Below are 20,761 nucleotides of genomic sequence, written 5' to 3'. Positions count from 1 at the left end.
CGTCACCGGCACGAGATGGCAGAGTTGCACACGCTACTGACAGCGCAAGCTAACCAGCGACATTACGCTGCGCTGGGTGAAACGCTTGAACGCATTGCCCGTCAGGCCCGTTTTCATGGCGTACGAACACAATCCTGGGCGCTGTTCCAGGAGGCGCGCCGACGCGGCTACACGGGAGAGCTACCGCACCTGTTCTATCTCCAGATAGGTCAATCATGGGGAGCGGTTGACTCTGATGTCGTGAAATCACAGTACCGAAGCGACCGCTGGAGCGCTTCGGGGAAATGTTGAGGCCTGGCTAGCTCCATGCCTCCCCGAGCGCCTGAGCCTGCTGCAGGACCAATTCCACTGCGCCGTCCTGCTGGTCCGGCGGGTACTTGTATTTACGCAGGATGCGCTTGACCATCAGCCGCAGTCTGGCTCGCACGCTCTCTCGCTCCGACCAGTCCACTGTGATGTTCTGGCGCAAGTTTTCGGTGAGTTCATGCGCAATCTTCTTGAGCGTCTCGTCGGTCAACTCGCGCACGGCTGACTCGTTATTGGCGAGCGCGTCGTAGAAGCGGATTTCGTCTTCCGTCAGGCCCAGTTCCTCGCCCCGAGTCGCGGCAGCGCGGAACTTCTTGGCCATGTCGATGAGCTCTTCGATGACCTGGGCAGTTTCAATGGCCCGATTCTGATAACGCGTCACCACGTTGGCGAGCATCTCAGAGAACTTCTTTTCCTGCACCACGTTGCTTGCAAAGCGGCTCTTGATTTCGCCTTCCAGCAACCGCTCTAGCAGTTCCACGGCGAGGTTGCGTTCGGGCAGGTTACGAACTTCAGCGAGGAAGGCTTCATCGAGAATTCCAATGTTGGGTTTTTCGAGCCCGACCGCCTCGAACACATCGACCACCTTCTCGGACACCACGGCCGAACTGATGATTTGCCTGATGGCAAGTTCGCGCTCCTCATTGGTCTTCTTCTTGTCGCTCAGCTCGCGCTTGGTGAGGATGACCTTCACCGCCTGCATGAAGGCCACCATCTCACGCACGTCTTTGGCTTCGTCGAGCGTGCAGCACAGTGTAAAGGCTTTGCTCATGGCGAGCGCTGTGTCGGCAAATCGCTTCTTGCCGTCTTTAAGGCCCAACACATGATTGGCCGCACCAGCGAGGCACTTATGTCCGCCCGTCAGGAAGCCACTGAAATCGTAACCGTGGAGCATGCCGCGCAGGATGTCGAGCTTTTCTGCCAGCACGGAATACGCCTCGGCCGCGTCGACCGTCGGACGACCTCGCCCATTGCTGGCGGTGTACTCCTTCAGCGCGCTCTTCAGCTCGTTGGCGATGCCAATGTAGTCGACTACGAGGCCGCCTTGCTTGTCCTTGAAGACGCGGTTCACCCGGGCAATTGCCTGCATCAGGTTGTGACCTTTCATCGGCTTGTCCACGTACAACGTATGCACGCAAGGCGCATCGAAGCCAGTCAACCACATGTCGCGCACGATGACGATGCGCAGCGGGTCAGCCGGGTCCTTGAAACGCTTTTCCAGCCGCTTCTTGACCTGGCCGCTGTAAATATGCGGCCGCAACAGAGCCTTATCGCTCGCTGAGCCAGTCATGACAATTTTGATGGCGCCTTTCTCTGGGTCCGGGTCGTGCCAGTCGGGGCGCTGTTTGACGATTTCGTCGTAGAGGTGGACGCAAATCTCGCGGCTCATCGCCACCACCATGGCCTTGCCGTTCTGAGCCTTGTTGCGTTCCTCGAAGTGCGCGACGAGGTCGGTCGCCACAGCGGCCACGCGGGGTTCTGCACCGACGACCTTTTCCAGCGCTGCCCAGCGGCTCTTGAGTTTGGCCTGCTGGCTTTCCTCTTCGTCCTCAGCCAGTTCGTCCACTTCCGCGTCGATGTGTGGCAGGTCCCCGGCCTTGAGCGACAGTTTGGCCAGGCGCGACTCGAAGTAGATGGCTACCGTGGCCCCATCCTCCTTGGCCTGTTGCATGTCATAGACGTGGATGTACTCCCCGAACACGGCGCGCGTGTCACGGTCCTCACTCGATACCGGCGTGCCGGTAAAGGCTACGAAGGTGGCATTGGGGAGTGCGTCGCGCAGGTGCTGCGCGTAGCCGACCTGATACTTTTCCTGGCCCGGTTTGCCCTTCAGTTGCGCCTCAAACCCGTATTGGGTGCGGTGCGCTTCGTCGGCGATGACCACGATGTTGCTTCGGTCCGAGAGCACCGGGAACGTGTCTTCGTCCTCACCGGGCATGAACTTCTGGATGGTGGCGAACACGATGCCGCCCGAGGGCCGGTTAGTGAGCTTCGCGCGCAAATCCTGGCGGGTGCCGGCCTGCACCGGCTGCTCGCGCAACAGGTCCTGTGCCAGCGAGAACACGCCGAAAAGTTGACCGTCGAGGTCGTTTCGGTCGGTGATGACGACTATGGTCGGATTGTCCATCATCGCTTCCTGCATCACGCGGGCTGCGAAGCAGGTCATGGTGATGCTCTTGCCGCTGCCCTGCGTGTGCCAGACCACTCCGCCCTTGTGGCTCGCCCCGGGGCGCGATGCCGTGACCACCTGCTGGATAGCCGCGCGCACCGCGTGGAACTGATGGTAGCCAGCAATCTTCTTGACCACTACGCCGTCGTCCTCGAACAGCACGAAGAAGCGCAAGTAGTCCAGCAGGTAGGTCGGTGCCAGCACACCGCGTATCAAAGTTTCCAGCTCGTTAAACTGGCCGAGTGGGTCAAGCGTGGCGCCGTCGATGGTGCGCCACTGCATGAAGCGCTCCGCATCGGCTGAAAGCGAACTCATGCGCGCCTGCGACCCATCCGAAATCACCAGGACCTCGTTGTACTGAAAGACGTCCGGAATCTGCGCCTTGTAGGTCTGAATCTGGTCATAGGCCTTCCAGATGTCAGCGTTTTGGTCGGCGGGATTCTTAAGCTCCAGCAGTACCAGCGGCAGGCCATTGACGAACAGCATCACGTCGGGCCGTCGTGTGTGGTGCGGGCCTTTGATGGCAAATTGATTGATTGCTAGCCACTCGTTGGCCGCCGGATTGGCCCAGTCGATGAGCCGCACGAAATCACCGCGTGTCTCACCGTCGCGTTGATATTCCACCGGTACGCCACCGACCAGCAATTGATGGAAGCGCCGGTTAGCCGAGAGCAGCGCTGGGATGCCGAGGTCCCGTACCCGTTGCAAAGCATCCTCCCGTGCCTGGAGTGGAATGCCGGGGTTCAAGCTAGCAATGGCGCTGCGCAGACGTTCGACCAACAATACCTGACGATAGTTGGCCCGTTCTGCATCGGCACCATCCGGTGCGAGGTCCGGGCCGAAAAGGCAGCAGTAACCCACATTGGCCAGCCAGCCCAGCGTTTCCTGTTCAAGTTGGTCTTCGGTCATGGTCGTTCTCAGGCGACGAGCGCCTCGGCTTCGGACAGACGGAGTCGTCCGGAAATCAGACGAGGGAGAAGGGTGTCGCGCATATCTGCAAGCACAGTGAGCTGAGTATGATTGCCTGTAATCTTTGCCTGCAGAGGTTCAACAATCTCAGCAAATGCATTCGCGACTGCTTCGGAGGGGCAGGCAATTATGTACCTCGCCAAGACATCATTCGCGACTCGCTGACGGCCGCTGGTTCCCGACATGCTCTGAATGGCAAATTCTCTAAATGCGGAATGCCGGCAAAGCAGATACCCATGAAAAGAAGGCAGCGGTGGTCTGGGTCGCAGAACCACGAACTCCGTCGAACCCCACCCTACCTGGTCTGACTCAAGGAAATCGACGAAAGCTGACTTTCCATTTTCAAGACACGGCGTAATTCGCGCTAACAGGGAATCACCATTTTGAAACTTTGAACCGGAGCCCATTGCTCGGGGTACCACCGACTCCACAGAATGCCCGACTGTTGAAACGCTCGCCATATCCACATAGGGCGCTGGCGCCCCTTTCCTCAGCGTGCGCTTCGGATTTATTTCGTACGCGCCTGCCAATGTGGTCAAGCGCCAACCCGTGGGCACTAGGCCCAGCTCAGCCCCCTCGAACCCGTTGGGGAAAAGCGCAGCGGTGCGTTCATCCATGCCGTCAGGCACGCGCCCTTCCCGCTTGGCGCGTACCGGGTCGAAATCGACAAACCACGACTTGAAAAGGGCTTGGGCAATGGCTTCCAGCGTCGCGTTACCTTCGCGCAGGAGGGTGATGCGGTCCTCAATGGCTCCCAAGATTGCGGCAATCTTTTTGCGCTCGACCGCTGGCGGTAACGGAATCGGAAGCGCCCGAAGGTCTTTTAGATTTATCGTTGTTTGAACTGTGGTATTGGCGCGGCTTGCGAGAAGATGTTGGGATAATGGCGACCTAAGGCAGAACGCAATCCACTCGGGTTCGATTGTGCTGACCGGATGAATCACAGCCACAGCACGGGCGACATTGAACCCCCTCAGCGACGGCGGCACAACGGCCACCTGGCCGACGCTACCGACTACCGTTAGTAAAACCTCGCCGCCCTGCAAACGAGTACGGTTGTATTTTGCTTCAATTTCAGGGGCAATTCGCATCAAGTCGGCCATTTCAATGTGGCCGTCTTTGAAGTTGTTTACTCGTACAATTGGCACTCCATCCGTCAACGCTGCACCAGGTTGGACAACACCGTAGGTTACTGAATTCTTTTGCGCCAATTGCTCAAGGGGAGTGTATTTCCAGCGGTCGGGCAGTGCGGGGAGGTCAAAACTCATACCCCAGCCCCCCCAGCTTCTGCCGAATCACTTGGTCAAGCTCTGCTCCTTTCGCCATCTGCTCGCCCAGTTTTTCCGTGAGCTTCTGCATTTTCTCGGCAAAAGGTTCGTCGTCGTCCTCAACTTCCTCGGCGCCGACATAGCGCCCCGGCGTCAGCACATGGCCGTGCTCAGCAATCTCGGCGAGACTCACGGTCCGGCAGTAGCCGGGAACGTCCACGTACTTGCCGACACCATCAATCGCGTCGCCGCGCCAGGCGGCGACAGTTTTGGCGATGCGCGCAATAATCTCGTCGGTCAGTTCCGTCTGCACACGGCTAATCATGCTGCCGAGCTTGCGGGCGTCGATGAACAACACCTCACCATGGCGGCTGGCTTTCTGTTTGGCGAGGAACCACAGGCAGGCCGGAATCTGCGTGTTGAAGAAAAGTTGACCCGGCAGGGCCACCATGACTTCGACCACATCGGCGTCCACCATGGCGCGGCGGATGTCGCCTTCGGAGTTCTGGCCGGAACTCATCGAGCCATTGGCCAGCACGATGCCAGCGCGGCCATTGGCCTTGAGGTGATACAGCATGTGCTGGAGCCAGGCGTAGTTGGCGTTGCCCTGCGGCGGCGTTCCATACACCCAGCGCGGGTCACCTTCCAAGCTGCCGTGCCACCAATCGCTGATATTGAAGGGTGGATTGGCCAGCACGAAGTCGGCGCGCAGGTCCGGGTGCTGGTTGCGCACGAATGTATCGGCCGGTTCGCGCCCGAGGTTGTAGTCGATACCTCGAATCGCGAGGTTCATCGCGGCTAGCCGCCAGGTGGTGGGGTTGGACTCCTGCCCGTAGATGGACACGTCCCCAAGTTTTCCTCCGTGGGCTTCAATGAATTTCTCGGACTGCACGAACATGCCGCCGGAGCCGCAGCAGGGGTCGTAGACTTTGCCGTGGTGGGGCGCCAATACCGCGACAAGTGTCTTGACGATGGAGGCTGGCGTGTAGAACTGCCCGCCTTTTTTGCCTTCGGCACTGGCGAACTGGCCGAGGAAGTATTCGTACACCTGCCCGAGCACATCGCGCGCGTGGCTGGCGTCCTCGCCAAAGCCGATGGTCGAAATCAGGTCGACCAGCTCGCCTAGTTTGCCGTCCGGCAACTGCGAGCGGGCATAGCGCTTGTCCAGGATGCCTTTGAGTTTGGGGTTCTCGGCTTCGATTTCCGCCAGCGCCTCGTCAATGCGCTTGCCGATGTCGGTCTGCTTGGCTGCGCTGCGCAGACTCTCCCAACGCGCGGTTTCGGGCACCCAGAATACGTTGACCTCGCGATAGTAGTCACGGTCCTCTAGCTCGTCGGCGAGCAGCTCGTCGTCGCTGCCATGCAGGAAGTATTCGTCGCCTTCGTCGGCAAAGCGGCGGGTCAGCTCGGCGCGCCGGGCAGCAAAAGTATCGGATATGTACTTAAGGAAAATGAGGCCGAGCACGATGTGTTTGTACTCGGCAGCGTCCATATTGGCGCGTTGCTTGTCGGCGGTTGCCCACAGGGTCTTTTTGATGTCGTCAAGCATCAGAGCTGGTTCGTCCGGTCATAGTCAGGTGTATATCCAGGCATAAAGCCCGGCATCTCGCCACCAAGAAATTGTGAGCGATTCTATCTTGAATGGCACCTAGACTCGCCGACCGGCTTGAGTACGGTGCCGCGGGGCGTCCAGACGTCTGGCGAGCGGTAGATTTCGCCGGTAGGAGCTTCGATAGTCGTCGTAATCTAATGGGGGAACAGATATGTCCGGTTCGCAAGATGAAAAGCTGGAGAAAGCTGCTGGCTGGCTGCGAGAAGCCGACGGATTGCTCATCACCGCGGGCGCAGGAATGGGCGTCGATTCGGGCCTTCCCGACTTCCGCGGCTCGGAAGGTTTCTGGCGAGCTTATCCCGCGCTTCGGCACCAAGGCCTCTCGTTCGAAGACATGGCAAACCCTGAAAGGTTTGCGGAGCATCCGGAGCTCGCTTGGGGCTTCTACGGACACCGCCTGAAGCTTTACCGTGACACCGTTCCGCATGAAGGCTTCGCGATTCTGCGCAGATGGGCGGACCGGATGAGTCATGGTGCCTTCGTGTTCACGAGCAATGTTGATGGCCAGTTCCAAAAAGCCGGGTTCTCCGCAGACCGAATCCACGAATGCCATGGGTCGATTCACACACTTCAATGCCTCGATGTCTGCACGAACGATACATGGTCGGCCAAGCAATTTCATCCGCTCGTGAATGAGAAGACGTCCGAACTGGAAAGCCCAATGCCACGTTGTCCGCACTGCGGCGCCTTCGCACGTCCAAATATTTTGATGTTTGCAGATTGGGCGTGGGTTGATGCGCCGTATGAGATGCAACAGAAGCGATTTGCAGCTTGGATTTGTTCCGTTTCTAGGCTGATTGTCGTTGAACTCGGCGCCGGAAAATCCCTACCCACAGTACGACGTTTCAGTGAACGATACGCATTGGGCAGGCTCATTCGGATTAATCTTAGGGAGCCCCATGTTAGCCCTTCGCATGGTGTTGGATTAGAAGGCGCGGCGGCCGCGACGCTTAAGCTGCTTGACCAAAGAGTTGGATGACGAGGGGCGCTTAAATGAAAGGCGCGTATAGGATAGCCGACCGCGCCAGCGTCAATGAGAGAGCACGGTAACTTGTTCACGTCAGGCTTTCGCCGGAACGAAACCAGCACGTTCGCCTTCAATCGCAGCCTCGCCTGCGAACCACTGATAGTGAACTTCCGCGGCGATTTCGCTTGGCGGCTCTTTGTTTTCTATCACAATGACCTGCACAGCTTTTGACGTGTTGGCAAGCGACGTCCAGAAAGCCGTCTCGATGCCCGCGTCAATTTGGCCATTTTCTCCTTTCACTGACTCTGCTTTTTTCTTTTTGTAGCTAGTCAGAGGTGAGTCGATAACAATTACGCCAGGATGCGGCCGGCCGTTGATAGCGGCGTATCTGAGCAGACCAATGGTGAAGGCCGCGTAGAGGATTGCCCGAACACCCTTGCCGTGAGACTGACGTGGCTTGCCATCCACGACGATGTCGAATGCCTTTTCATCGAATTCGACACGTGGAGTTCCTTTCCATGCCCACTCGACCAGGACAGCTTGAATCTCCGTGCAAAATTCCCCGAGCTCTTTCGGCGGGATGCCGGCCCAGGTTTGCTTCGCTGCGCCACTCTCAGCGAGGGCGGAATTAATGTCGTTTTGGAGTTTAACCAAACTTTGCCAACGTTCTCGTTCGACTCGCGTAGCCTCTCGTTCGGTGTGTCGACTTACGAGTTGCTCGAGGCGCTGCGTCGTGAACTCCAAACGTGGGGCTAAAGTGCGATTCAACTCTGTATTCAACGATTGGAGTACCGTGTCGATGGTGCTTTTTTCACCTTCGACCAAGCCTTGACGAACCTCAAGGTCGTGAATCGCCGCCGCTAAGTCGGTTCGATGCGCGTGGATTTTCGCGGCTTCGGCCACAGCTGACTCTCGGATTGGTCGAGCGGCGGAATCCGGACTGTGCGAGTGACCGGGTGCCATTATCTGGTCACAAACAGGGCAAGGGACTTCCTGAAGTGCGTCGAAATAGAAAGAGCTTTCGGAAATGAAGTCCAACCTGTCCAAATCGGAGGTGTATCGTTCGTCCAGCAGACGATACCGCGAAAGAAGTTCACGGATGCCGAGCAGCTGAGAATCAGCTTTCAGGATATTGCGAGTTGCTCCTTGCGACCGTTCCTGGAGTGCATCCCGAGAGGTAGCAAGATTCTTCAGCTCGCCGGTCAGGCTACCAAGCAACGTGTCTAGCTCTGTATCGTCGGTCGATACATTCAACTCAGCCGGCGACGCGAAGCGCTCGTTCAACGGCTGCAACATCTCGGTCACAAGTTCGAGCTTCGCCTTCAGGCGGGCTTTCACGATTTCGTTCTTTTCGCCGGCGGCCACACTTTCATCGTCAATCCCGGTCAGGATGTACGAAAGGGCGCGTTTCTGGGCTGTATCGCCAAAGGTAGCCTTTCCTGTTACCGGAGATTGCTGGTCGATGACCGCAACTTCATCAACGAGGAACAGTGGTTCAATCGTCCGGATAGTAAAGCGCTGCGTCTCACCCTCAACATTCCTTCGAAGACGGGCTTCTTTGATGCCTGCAAATGGCAGAAGGACCGACGTTACATCTGGGCCTTTGCTCTTACCTTTTCTAGTTGGTGTTATTGACTGTCCGGAACCTGAAATGTCTGCAATCGGTACATGATATGCCGTGAGTTTGCCGCCACTGGTTGGCCGTACCAATGTGATGATTTCATCGTTGGAGTTCACGAATTCGACGGCGAGGTGAGTGTACGGCTTCGCTTCGTCGACAAGCGTCAGCTTGTCCGCTCCGAGGATGAAGTTGATGCATTCGAGGAGAAAGCTTTTCCCAGTGTCAGACTCGCCCGCGAGAACGTTGGCGCCGCTGTAGAACTGGACGACGGCGTCTTCCAGCCCAGCTCCCCGGAGCAGAATCTTTCGGATTTGAAGCATAGTCAAAGTTCCAGTAAATCAACGGCGGTGAGGCGGTCGAATTCTGTGCCCCATCGTCCCACGTTTTGCGCCATGAAGGCCTCGAGCTCTTGGTCGGTGTAACGACCAAACCGGTCGACTATCCAGTTCGCTCTCGCGCCCAACTCGTGCGCGTAGGCAGATTTCAGTAGCTTGATGAACGCGGCAGTCATATCGGTAGCCCGGTACAAGAAGCCTTGAGGGGCAAAGACAATTTCAATCAATTCCTTCGCCAGCATCTGGGTCAACCCAGCGTGGATGACGTTGCGCTTCACGAGCAGCTCCGTGCCTCGATGGGGCATCGCCGGATGCAAGCTGGCTGGGCCATCATCCACGTCACCGGAGTGGACGAGCAGGTAGTCGTAGGATACGAGTCGCTGGAGGTCCATTGCATGACCGTGTGCCGCCTTCAGGATGAACAGCGTCCGGAACCCGTACTCTAGGGCTGAATTAAACGGGCGAACTTGAGGCGTTCGGATTGGATTGTCCGCACTGTTCATGGATTGCACCAATCGAGGCGTTCTTCGTTTGCCATCTGATGGCACATGCCTTCACGGTCTTTGCTGCTGACATGCGGCTTGAGCGGGTGTGACCCAAGTTGGATGCTCTGCGCGGCGCTTACCGTCGCCTTCAGGCGCTCAATCGGAGTTCCATTGGGCTCGGTGTATTGGTAGTACAGCCCGTCGGAGAACTCAGTCAGCAAAGTATCGAAATATGCCTGGTCTGCCATCTGGTCTCGCGCCACCTCTTTCAGGCCCTCTGCGCTGTAGAAGGTTAACCGCGAACGCTCGAACATACGGGCGTGATACGGGCTGTGCTTGAAGTCTTCGGCGCTGCCAACTTCGGTGCGAATGTCATTGCCGATGACGCGATACAGTTGTCCAATGTACTTCGCCTCGATTGCTGCAACTGTCGATGGAGGAGGGGGCGGCGGCGGCCTATTCACCAATGGAGCGCCGAACACCGTCAGGTGATATTTGGTCTGCGCATGCTCCGCAAGCAAGTCATGTGGCTGCTTGGCGGCAAAGACGCTGAAATCGAAATTCAAGATATGCGCTTTGAGCTCAGCAGAAAGCGCAATGGTCTCCTTCGAGGTTATAGCCTTCGAGTAGGAATTCCAAGTAACAATCATTTCATTCTTAAGACTTTCTGGCGCGTCGAGCAAGTCTTGGAATGGCGAGGTGACGCCTTTGTGCGTCACAAAGTAATAGCTTTCAGGTGGGGTGTAGTCGCCGATGTGCGTGTAGTACAGCACTTTCGCTATTTCGATACCCGCTTTGGACAGGCCGAGCTTTGCATCGTAGTGCTTGCATTGATAAAGCTGCCAGCGCCGTGGAGTCTTAGTTGCGGAATCGAGCCACACGATAATGTCTCGACCTTTATCCCCAGAGCCTCCCCGCGCTTGAACCTCAAACACATTAGTTTGTTTCGCGAAGTAGTCCGTAGCCCACTCGAGCGTAAATCTTTCGAATTCTGCTGCGCTAAACTGAGCGAGGCGGCCCAATGGAGAAACAGGAAGTCCAACCCCTAGTCCCAAGAGCCGAGCATTGGCGCCTGGCCATGGTGTTGGAGCCGGCAGGGTTGTCGTTCCAGTGCTCCCGCTCGGTTTGACGGTCTTTGCCACACTCGCCCCCGAAATTAAACGCTTTTTTTTGATTGTAACAAAATCTTTCAAGTAGAACGCTTCAAGGGCAGTTTTGAATCTATGCGAAATGCAGAGCAAATAAGTGCTATTTCGGCAGATGCTTTGGCAACGGGAGCAGGCAAGCGACGGAGGTGAACGGGCCTCTCAATGGTTTCGCAGTAGCTTTTTTCATTCACAGTGTGCGTCGCCAATCGCCGTGGAAACCGGTGTCGCAGTCAGCGCCCACGCGATTTACAACACCCGTCTGGAGTGACGCCGCCAAGGTATCGGCACACCGCCGAATAATCAATCGCAAGCTGAAGCATTCGGAGTTTCAAGTGCAACAGAGTCAACCGGCGCCAGATAACGAAATGAGCAATCAGCGCATTCAGGCGGTCGAGTCGGTGACCTTCGGCCAGGCGCTTTGGTACTGGCTCAAGCTAGGCTTTATCAGCTTTGGAGGCCCGGCCGGGCAGATTGCCATCATGCATCAGGACCTGGTCGAGCGAAAACGCTGGATTTCCGAGAAGCGATTCCTGCACGCGTTGAACTACTGCATGGTCCTTCCCGGACCGGAGGCGCAGCAGTTGGCCACATACATCGGTTGGCTGATGCACCGCACGTGGGGCGGCATAATCGCCGGGGGATTTTTCGTTCTTCCGTCGCTTTTCATTCTGATAGGACTGTCCTGGGTCTACATGGCCTTTGGCAGTGTCCCGGCCGTCGCAGGCGTGCTTTACGGCATCAAGCCGGCGGTCACGGCCATCGTCGTCTTCGCCGCGTACAGGATTGGCTCTCGCGCACTGAAGAACGCGTGGCTGTGGTCAATTGCTGCGGCAGCATTCCTCGCTATCTTCGTCGCCAATATTCCGTTCCCTCTCATCGTCCTGGTGGCCGGCATCATTGGTCATTTTGGAGGTAAATACGCTCCATCCAGATTCGTGGTCGGCGGAGGACATAAGGCCGGTGACAAGGCGTTCGGTCCCGCACTCCTCGACGACGACACACCCACCCCTCGACACGCGCTCTTCACATGGAAGCGATTCGCTGTCGTGCTTGCGACCTTCTTGCTTATATGGCTCGCGGCCATCTCTGTACTTTCGTTTGTGTACGGCTGGACGGGAACGCTTACGCAAATGGCCTGGTTCTTTACGAAGGCCGCCCTGCTAACTTTCGGAGGCGCGTATGCGGTGTTGCCGTACGTCTACCAGGGTGCCGTCGATAACTACCACTGGTTGACCGGACTGCAGATGATAGATGGTTTGGCGCTCGGAGAGACGACGCCGGGACCGCTCATCATGGTCGTTTCCTTCGTCGGGTTCGTGGGTGGCTGGACCAAGGCTGTGTTCGGACCGGACGCAATCTTCGCCTCCGCTGTCGCCGCATCCGTCGTGGTGACGTTCTTTACGTTCCTGCCGTCTTTCCTGTTCATTCTGCTCGGCGGTCCCTTCATCGAAACGACTCACGGTAATCTGAAATTTACTGCGCCTTTGACGGCCGTCACTTCCGCTGTGGTTGGCGTCATCGTGAACCTCGCCGTGTTTTTCGCCCTTCACGTGTTGTGGCCACATGGCATGCCGGGCAGATTCGAATGGCCCTCGCTGCTTATAGGTGTGGCTGCCGGTATCGCACTGTTCCGGTTCAAAGTCGGGGTGATACCCGTCGTGCTCACATGCGGTGTCATCGGACTCGCACTAAGACTATTTGTTTTTTGAGCGACCTTTCTTCTGCACCAGTCGCCGATGCTGCCCACGCAGCCGCACGTAAATAGAAGGCCAAATAGCCTTGTACTGTCCTCCGCGCGTCAATGGATATGCCGGTGATGGATGTCGGGAAAGTGCGCGTGTGTGTGAGTGATAGGCGCATGCTGATGACGATGCGTGAGCGACTCCTCACCGTTCCAATCAAAATCATTCGTATGCTGATGGTGCTCGTCGTGCCAGTGTCGATGGTTATGGTCCAAAATCTCGTAAGTGTGTGGATGTTCGTGCCGCTCACGGATATGCTTGGGGTCGGGGCAATTGCGGGCGAAACACCTCAGCTCGCCAGTCTTTTTTGGTTTCTTTGGCCAGAAAAATGGACAGTCGCGTTCCCCTTGCGCCACGCGGAATGAGGGCGCGACCTAGAAAATATGAACTTAGATGTTCACGGAATGGCCGTTTCTATGACCATCTTTTGGTGCCCCCGTTCCCTGAAGGACGCGAACCCATAACCGAGGCCATGCTTCTTCAATGCTATGTGGGTCTGGGTGCGTTCGACGAGGTCACGGCTCGCGCGAACTGTCTACGACTCTGGGTCGACAGCTGCTTGTTGCTGAGGAGCTTTGTCTCATCGGATACCACCCAGACGAGATTGCGGAGATACAACAAGCGCTCGCGGCGATGATGCATATCGACGCTACCCGAAAGGAAGAGAGTGTTTGGCTAATGGGCGATGTCGAGCACGCATGCTTGTGCGTAGCGCTCGAGATTTTCGGCCGTCAGTTGTCTGTTGCGTCCCTTCATAGTATCGCCAAGGCCGAAACGCGAATGGTGGAAGGCTTGCTTAAAGCCGAACGAGTTCCAGCCATCATTGAGGCGTCAGCGTACGGTACGTTCAACCGTCGCCCGCTGTCGTCAACGGAACTGGCACGCGGCGGTCAGGTCCGCGCGGCCTTAAGCTCTTGCACGTGTCGTTTGGGCCGTGAGTCAGAAGCCGCCTCAACCGCATCGGAAAACTCGACGGCAGCAGGGGGTGGGTGTCCTGACACGTGGTTATGTGTCGGTGGCTACGCGCGTTTCCGACCAACACAGATTTGTATCAAGTGTTCGGCGATAATCAGTTGACGATAGAAGTCCCGTTGCGTGCACGTCGGTTCCCTTGGCTAGCTCGATAAGCACCGGCCCGACCTCGTCTAGCGACACGCAAAGGTCCGCGTGCCCGCCGTCCAGTGCGCCCATCGGCATCTGCGAGTTAAGCGCTTCGCTCGGATGCTGCACAATACCCAAACCGCCTTTTTCCTTTATCCTCCGAATTCCGTCCGTACCGTCACGCCCCCCACCAGTTAAAACGACTCCGACTACTCGCGACCCATACACAATCGCGGCGGACTCGAACAATTTGTCGACGGCTGGCCGCGAATATCGGACCCTCGGGCCACGGTCCAAGCCGAGCATTCCAGGAGATGGCACGACCAAGTGATGGTCGGCGGGAGCGACGTAAATACATCCGGACCGAATCTCGTCTCCGTTGCGGCCGTAGGTCACACGCAAAGGCGTGTGCCGACTGACGATATGAACCGTGAGCGGTGGGCTATCGGCGGCGGTATGCAGAACAACAAGTATTGCACCGGGGAAACTCGCCGGAAGAGACGCCGCAATACGACAGAGCGCTTGGGTTCCACCAAGTGAAGCGCCGATAACTGCAATGTCACGCTTCCTATTCATTTCCGAAGTCACTTTTACTCGAGCGCGGCCGCAGGCTTCGCCAAACAACCTTTCGTTTAAGGCTAGTTCACCCCACCTCCTCGGCGAAGGCTCGAGTAAGGGTCCTTTTCGGACGGCAGTTTGCACTTGCCCCAGTACTCGTCCGTCGCTTCGAAACAGAAACAGACGCGAAACAGGCTGAGTTAACCGGAGACGGATAGCTTGTACGAATGCGGGAACGCCAATGGGCGCCCAGTCCGGGCACCGCTGGTGTTAGGGCTTCCGATTCGGCCGCTGACTCGGGCAAACGTGCCGCAAGGGTCGATAGTGCGTCGGGCTCGCTTGTCTGTAACCCAGCGTGTGGTAGTTTTAGGACAGACACCTTTCAGCAGCGGAATGGTTATTGCCCCTTTCGTGGTGCCTCCCTCTCGAAAAGTCTTTTGTCATGGCCGCCGCCGTTCCCTTTAATGAATCTCATCGATTACAAAAGCTAAAGACACTCGGGATTCTTGACACCCCGGCGGAGGCGCATTTCGACGCCATTACCAAGCTCGCTGCGAGTCTCTTGCAGACGCCGATTGCCTTGCTAAACTTCATTGACGACGCGCGAGAGTGGTGTAAGTCTGCATGGGGCATCGAGCCTCAGCCGACCAAGCGTGAGGAGTCGCTTTGCGCGCAGGCCCTCCTGACCAACGATATCCTCGTGATTTCAGACGCAACCGCTGACGACGAGTTTCGGAACCATCCCCAAGTAGTCGGTGAGCGCAACGTGGTCTTCTACGTGGGTGCCGTACTAAAAGCATCGGATGGAACTGCCCTCGGGACCCTGTGCGTTATTGCTCATGAACCTAGGAATTTAAGTGAATCCGAGAAGACAACGCTGATAAGTCTGGCGGAACACGCCGTGCTGCATCTTGAAAAACGGCAGGCATCGGAAGAGTTGCTGGAGATGCGACGTCGCCTCGAGGCAGCCGAGCAACACCAGCAAGAGTTTCTTGCCATGCTTGCCCATGAGCTGCGAGCACCGCTCGCCCCAATTCAGACCGGTATCGCAATTGTCGACCGACCCGAAGCCACCGACGCAGAGCGCGCATGGGCACGCGGGCTTGTCCGACGTTACGTCGAACAGATGGGTCACATTGTCGATGACCTGCTATCGACGTCGCTAGCAACTACCGGCGTCATGCAACTGAACATCGAACCGGTTTCCGTAAAGGACTTGATTGAGAACGCGCTTGAGCTTACCAATGCCGCCATCGTCGACCGAGGGCACACGATTTCAACCTCCGTCGACGCTACGCTATATGCGTTCGCCGACCGGACTCAGAGTTCAATTGTCATAGCTAACATGTTGGAGAATGCTGCCATATACACGCCGACCAACGGGCGCATACACCTGAAGGTCGAAGGCGCGGACTCGAGCGTATTCATTCGCGTGACTGACAACGGCGTTGGAATCGCGCAAGAAGAAATTGACGCGATATTTTTGCTGTTTAAGCAGGGGAAGCGGCCACTCGCCCGGTCCATCGGAGGAATGGGCCTGGGTTTGACGCTCGCTCGAAAACTAGCCGAGTTGCACGGCGGGACGTTGGTCGCTCAAAGCGAGGGCGTCGGACGCGGAAGCGAGTTCACGCTGAGGCTTCGCCGTGCGAGTCCTCAGGACATACCGCCCACCGGGCGCGTCGAGGTTGCGGCGTCGACCATGCCAATGTCCATTTTGATTGCCGAAGACAATCACGATACAGCGGACGCGCTTGCGCTGTATCTGCAGCTTTCGGGCAATACTGCTCGCGTGGCTTATAACGCGGCCGAAGCGCTTGCCATCGCCAAGGAGTGGCGGCCTGAGGTTGTGCTGAGTGACATCGGACTCCCGGACATGGACGGCTACGCGCTCATACGGGCAATGCGTAGCCTTGACTGTCTGGCGAATACGACCTTCGTCGCGATTACGGGATATGCATCTGATTCGGACAAGATAGCTGCGATAGAGGCAGGCTTTGACGCTCACATGACGAAGCCGGTGGATGCCACAAGTTTAGAAGAGTTCTTGCGAAGGGCTCGGGCCTCGAACGAGCCGGAGCACTAGCTCACTTGATTTCGTTGGCGCGACCTCCAGGGCCCCGCGCCGGCGCCACCGACCGTCTTTTATCGACAAGCTCATCTAAAAATCCCCAATTGGCGCGGGTATAATTTTCTAATATGCACTTCGAAGTGGGAAGTTTACTCGGCGAAGCGCGCATCGCCTGCTGCCTACGCGCTACTTCACAGCGACATCCTGTGACTGACATCCGCCCGTTCCGATTGCTTGCCAATTATCTTCGCCGAGAGAAAGACAGTCTCGTCGCGCGCTGGATGAAAATCGTCAGCGGCGATACCGACGTCGAGAAGTCAGATTCACTGAGCCGTATGCAACTGGCTGACCACCTCCCAGCCGTATTCGAGGAAATCTGCGCGGCTTTGGAGCACCAAGACCTGGATGTCGCGCAGGTTGCCGTTGAACGAGATGCCAGGGAACACGGGCAATGGCGCTGGCGCCAGGGGTATCGTTTGGACGAGCTCGTGCGTGAGCTCGATTTGTTTCGGCAAGTTCTTACCGATGCTGTCGAAGCATACGCAGCGACAGACGACCAGTTCAGGGTTTCGGACCAAGGAAGGGCCCGATATGTCGTCGATGAAGTCATCAGCTACGTTACGCTCGGTTCCATCCGCGAGGTGCTCCGTGAGCGCGACAATAAACTCGACGAGTACACGAGGCAGTTGGAGCGAACGAATAACGAGTTGCGTCGCAGCAAACGCCGCATAGACAAACTTTACGAAAGGCGTCTGCAAGTCACGCGTCGCGTCACGCACGACCTGCGAAATTTTCTCAACATTTTCTCGAACGCACTTCAACTCGCGGAGAAGGTCCCCTCGAAAGTGGTGATTGCGCTTGCGCTTGCCAAGCGACAGGTGTCGGACATGAAGTTGCTAATCGACGAGATGGTCGACTATGCAGTTGTTCTAAGTAGTCGTGACCCCGGTGCGCTCGAGACGTTCGAGCTCCGCGAGCTCTACGACGACCTCGTCGCTGCGACACAACCTGCGGTCGAGGAGAAAGGCTTGAAGTTCAATACCACGTTCGACCCCTTCCTCAGCACGACGACATCGAATCGCCTCAAAATCAAACAAATCGCTTTGAACCTGCTAGGCAACGCGGCGAAGTACACAGCGACCGGCGAGGTTGGTCTCTTCATGACAACGGTAGGCGAGCATCATTTTCGGATTAAGGTAACTGATACAGGGATTGGCATCGCCCAAGAAGACAAGGAGCGCGTGTTCGAAGAATTCGAACGGGCCGCCGGCAATGATTTTCCTGGAACGGGTCTGGGGTTAGCGATAGTTCGAGAGTTGGTCGCGTCGCTCGGAGGTGAAATAGAGTTCCGTTCGGAAGAGGACGCTGGATGCATATTCGAGGTGTTGCTGCCACTCGTCGAACAGACTGAACGGTAGGCTAGGCACAGCTTCGCGGCGCGACGAGCGCGTGTACCGACATCCAGCATCTCCCGGAGTGTGGGCATCTGCGCCCGCACCATCTTTATGTTTTGTCGACGAAAATGCGATGGACTCGCACGACCTTGGGCGGATGATGCCGCGCGAGCTGCGACTTGAGGTGCCTGGCTCAGTATCGTTATCAAACCGCGCTGGCTGAGAATGCCGATGACTTACGTTAACCCTGAGTCTTGTCAAGGTCCCTTTGCTGTATCTTGTTACCGGGTTTAGTTTAAGATGCTAAACATTCGACTAATGGCATGCTTGGCGCAAGCGGGCTGCAAACGCTAACGACGGACGCGCGTTAGGTATAAAAATTTACAAATGAGAGAACGCAGTGAAAACGGCCAATAAAAAAGGGGCTGCGGGCGTGAGCCCATATACGCCGCAAAACGTTGACGTCGCAATTACCCATCTCGAGCGAGTCCTATGCTCGGAAGGCGCGGATTCATTGTTCGCGCACGCTTACTGGCGCGGTCGGGTTCTTCAGGCGTATGCGACGCGGGGGCTAATGCGCACGCAACAGGAACGGTTGCAGCGTTTGCTTGACCGCCTTGCAACTGCTCCCACGGATGTGAATCCTCGGACGCAGGTCGCTTGAGAATCCTTCATCGATACATCGACGGACCCGTAGCGCGCGGAAGCTAAAATTTTCGTCGGAAATGGGCGATAGCTTTTCTAAAGGAGTCTGCGAGTGCGCACCGGCGCCTACGGCGCGTCTCCAAAATTTGGTTCGCGGGGTCGTTCTCATCTTCAATCTCTTTGGATTTAAATGATGCAGACGGGTACTGCGAAGCGATTCAACGATGCAAAGCGTTTTGGTTTCATCACGCCTGACGGGGCCGGAGAAGACCTGCTCTCGCATTTTCTGAGGTCCAATGCAGCGGCTTCAAATCGCTGCACGAAAACCCGAAAGTGAGCATCGACGTGAAGCCGGGCCCGAAGGGCAAACAAGCCACAAATATCCAACCGCGCTGAGAGCACGCTTAGTTCATGCCGCACTCGACGATGCTTGATTTACCCGCGCTCCCCGCGCGCCTGCGTACTACACTTGATTTGTCGGCAAGACAGCACGCCATGAAAACACATTTTCTACAACAAAATTCACTCCTTGCTATTTGGCGCACGTTAGCGCTCCGGCGCGACTTCGCTGACACCGCATTTGAACTCAGCCCGGCCGGCGATATTTTGGTTCGGGACGAAGACCCCTGGCATCAAATATTTAAAACCGACGTGTTCTGCCAACTCGCTACGCAATTGGGTCCCCGCGTGGCGTTACGCCTCCCCATTGTCACCTGGTCTTTCGGTGTCCTGGTTCCTGATGTCGTATGGATGCCGGATGAAAAGTGGCCCGACGATGACGCGGAGCAAGCGACCAATCCCTTAGCCTTCGCCCCGGACCTGTGCGTGGAGGTACTGTTCGGCAACGCCGCCTGCGCGGCCAGTCTCGACAGCCGGACTCACGCCTACCTGTGCAGCGGAGCGGAGGAGGTCATCGTCGTGGGTGCCGACGGGACCGTCGAGTTTCGGGGCCGTGAAGGCGTGCGAGGCCGCTCAGTGTTCAACGTAACGCTTGACCTCGGCACCTCCTTCTGCGCGGCAGGGTCTGAACGGCGCCCGCTGCAGACCCGTAGCGCTGAGCCACTTCCGAAAAGTTGACGCGGGTATCTCTGCCGGCGGGTCAATCCGCCTTGACCTGCATATCGAATGAAAACCTCATCTGCACGGCTGCCTAGCTCGGGCTCGTAAGTAGTTTCGATGAGTTGTCGGTGTTTTTTTTGGAGGGTACCGTGAAGTCTACGGCGCTGCCCGGCAGTGGCGGCGATACCACTCGGCTGCGATGCGAGCAGGTGGCACATATGCCCCATACGTTCGTTCCGCCGGAGGCAGCATCATCATGGCCCACCGCGTCTATGTCGACAGCACCGACGACTTCGTTATGTGGCGCGCTGTGGACGCAATTGGTGCGATTGCGAATCCCCGAGTATTAGTGGTCGATGACTATCCCGCTGGCGCGGATGCTCTGCAATTGCTTTTGGAGCAAAACGGGTTCGAGGCGCGCGCAGTCAACGACGCGAGCCTCGCGTGCGCGGTTGCGGAAGAATGGCTGCCCTTCGCTGTCGTAGTAGACGTTGTGATGCCGGGGGTGACGGGGCTAGAGTTGGCGCGTCGGCTCAGGGCAGGCGTGCTCACGCGCGATATGCTGCTTGTCGCATTCACTCGCGAGCCTCGCAGAATGACCGGGCTAGGGCACTTGAGGCCGGCTTTGACGTTCATTGCGCAAAGCCACTCACTCCCTGTCGATTACTGACTGTGCTTGAGTCTATCGTAGGCAGGTGATGGCGTGTAAAAGCCAGTTAGCGACTTCGACGGCTGAGGGCCACGAGGGCGCTCCGTCAGTCGAAGAACCCGTGTAAAAATTTGAAATGCCTTCGCGAGCTTGATTGCGTGGAACGGATGGCCCGATGATGCGGGCCACTCGTTGTTTGATACCTGTCATTGAAGCAGCCGAGCGGGATGCCGATATCATTTGGAACCAATTGCCAGGATTGGATTGGGCAAAAGGCCGCTCCGCTAAACAGTGTCCTGAGGTGGTCATTCATTCATCGTTGCGATGCGGTTCGCTCGGAGTCATTCCACGGAAGTCCGAGCACGACACGCGAATGCTGTGAGCGAATGACCTATGACCAAAGACGAGAATTTCAACATACGGAAGGCCACCAGCGCGGACTTAGCGTTCGTGCGTACGTTGCTGGTGAATAGCGCGCTGCCGAACAGCGATGTTGACGACAGCGGTCGAATTCAGTTCTTGATAGCGGACGACAAAGACGAGCACCCGGTCGCCTGCGTTGGGCTCGAGGCATATGGCAGCGAAGCGCTTCTTCGGTCGCTGGCGGTACCTCCAGCGATGAGAAGGCAAGGCGCGCCGGGCGCGGGTTAGTGGCCGCGATGGA

At 57.2% G+C, this 20,761-nt stretch carries 13 protein-coding genes and 3 pseudogenes; 8 read left to right on the top strand and 8 right to left on the bottom strand.

The genetic code is table 11. The features are described 5' to 3' along the window. Nucleotides 1–298 precede the first annotated feature (298 nt). Genes SBC1_RS13110 through SBC1_RS13100 form a run of 3 tightly spaced genes read right to left on the bottom strand, consistent with a single transcriptional unit; the run spans nt 299 to nt 6,262 of the window. Nucleotides 299–3,385: a type I restriction endonuclease subunit R gene (locus SBC1_RS13110; protein ID WP_165987968.1), complete on the bottom strand. Its 3,087-nt coding sequence runs from the start codon at nt 3,383–3,385 to the stop codon at nt 299–301. 8 nt (nt 3,386–3,393) lie between these two features. Further along, nucleotides 3,394–4,713: a restriction endonuclease subunit S gene (locus SBC1_RS13105; protein ID WP_165987967.1), complete on the bottom strand. Its 1,320-nt coding sequence runs from the start codon at nt 4,711–4,713 to the stop codon at nt 3,394–3,396. After that, nucleotides 4,703–6,262, bottom strand: a complete 1,560-nt coding sequence (locus tag SBC1_RS13100) for a class I SAM-dependent DNA methyltransferase (protein WP_165987966.1) — start codon at nt 6,260–6,262, stop codon at nt 4,703–4,705. The genes SBC1_RS13105 and SBC1_RS13100 overlap by 11 nt, the downstream gene beginning before the upstream one ends. A gap of 214 nt (nt 6,263–6,476) precedes the next feature. Between SBC1_RS13100 and SBC1_RS13095 the strand changes: the two genes are divergently transcribed. Then, nucleotides 6,477–7,304, top strand: a complete 828-nt coding sequence (locus tag SBC1_RS13095) for a Sir2 family NAD-dependent protein deacetylase (protein ID WP_165987964.1) — start codon at nt 6,477–6,479, stop codon at nt 7,302–7,304. An 81-nt stretch (nt 7,305–7,385) separates the two neighbouring features. Here the strand turns inward: SBC1_RS13095 and SBC1_RS13090 are convergent, their stop codons facing one another. Genes SBC1_RS13090 through SBC1_RS13080 form a run of 3 tightly spaced genes read right to left on the bottom strand, consistent with a single transcriptional unit; the run spans nt 7,386 to nt 10,926 of the window. After that, nucleotides 7,386–9,233, bottom strand: a complete 1,848-nt coding sequence (locus SBC1_RS13090; RefSeq protein ID WP_165987961.1) for a hypothetical protein — start codon at nt 9,231–9,233, stop codon at nt 7,386–7,388. Between the two features lie 2 nt (nt 9,234–9,235). Then, complete coding sequence (locus SBC1_RS13085; RefSeq protein WP_165987959.1) at nt 9,236–9,751, bottom strand: ABC-three component system middle component 2; 516 nt, start codon at nt 9,749–9,751, stop codon at nt 9,236–9,238. Next, nucleotides 9,748–10,926, bottom strand: a complete 1,179-nt coding sequence (locus SBC1_RS13080; protein ID WP_207958404.1) for an ABC-three component system protein — start codon at nt 10,924–10,926, stop codon at nt 9,748–9,750. Before SBC1_RS13080 ends, SBC1_RS13085 begins: the two co-directional genes overlap by 4 nt. A 320-nt stretch (nt 10,927–11,246) precedes the next feature. Here SBC1_RS13080 and chrA point away from each other — a divergent pair, with 320 nt between their 5' ends. Further along, complete coding sequence (chrA, locus tag SBC1_RS13075; RefSeq protein WP_165987957.1) at nt 11,247–12,590, top strand: chromate efflux transporter; 1,344 nt, start codon at nt 11,247–11,249, stop codon at nt 12,588–12,590. An 89-nt stretch (nt 12,591–12,679) separates the two neighbouring features. Here the strand turns inward: chrA and SBC1_RS39840 are convergent. Together SBC1_RS39840 and SBC1_RS40560 are read right to left on the bottom strand one after the other, a co-directional pair. Beyond that, nucleotides 12,680–12,880 (bottom strand): annotated as a pseudogene (locus SBC1_RS39840) (EamA family transporter); the annotation flags it as partial. Between the two features lie 748 nt (nt 12,881–13,628). After that, nucleotides 13,629–14,300 (bottom strand): chemotaxis protein CheB, encoded by a 672-nt coding sequence (locus SBC1_RS40560; RefSeq protein WP_165987955.1) that lies wholly within the window; start codon nt 14,298–14,300, stop codon nt 13,629–13,631. Nucleotides 14,301–14,724: 424 nt separating this feature from the next. Here SBC1_RS40560 and SBC1_RS13060 point away from each other — a divergent pair, with 424 nt between their 5' ends. The 6 genes and pseudogenes from SBC1_RS13060 (at nt 14,725) to SBC1_RS39830 (ending at nt 20,748) form a co-directional block, all read left to right on the top strand. Then, the gene (locus SBC1_RS13060) at nt 14,725–16,365 is read left to right on the top strand and encodes an ATP-binding protein (protein ID WP_165987953.1); all 1,641 of its coding nucleotides are present in this window, start codon (nt 14,725–14,727) and stop codon (nt 16,363–16,365) included. Between the two features lie 191 nt (nt 16,366–16,556). After that, nucleotides 16,557–17,768 (top strand): sensor histidine kinase, encoded by a 1,212-nt coding sequence (locus SBC1_RS13055; protein ID WP_243830214.1) that lies wholly within the window; start codon nt 16,557–16,559, stop codon nt 17,766–17,768. 814 nt (nt 17,769–18,582) lie between these two features. Next, nucleotides 18,583–18,785, top strand: a pseudogene (locus SBC1_RS13050) (cold-shock protein). A 99-nt stretch (nt 18,786–18,884) separates the two neighbouring features. Beyond that, a complete protein-coding gene (locus SBC1_RS13045; RefSeq protein WP_165987949.1) occupies nt 18,885–19,466 on the top strand; it encodes a Uma2 family endonuclease in 582 nt (193 codons plus the stop codon). A 238-nt stretch (nt 19,467–19,704) separates the two neighbouring features. After that, nucleotides 19,705–20,147 (top strand): annotated as a pseudogene (locus tag SBC1_RS13040) (response regulator). Between the two features lie 343 nt (nt 20,148–20,490). Beyond that, the gene (locus SBC1_RS39830) at nt 20,491–20,748 is read left to right on the top strand and encodes a GNAT family N-acetyltransferase (protein WP_243830212.1); all 258 of its coding nucleotides are present in this window, start codon (nt 20,491–20,493) and stop codon (nt 20,746–20,748) included. The last annotated feature ends 13 nt before the right edge of the window (nt 20,749–20,761 follow it).

The organism is Caballeronia sp. SBC1 (assembly GCF_011493005.1).
Taxonomy (GTDB): Bacteria; Pseudomonadota; Gammaproteobacteria; order Burkholderiales; family Burkholderiaceae; genus Caballeronia.
This window is presented reverse-complemented; position numbering and strand designations above follow the sequence as displayed.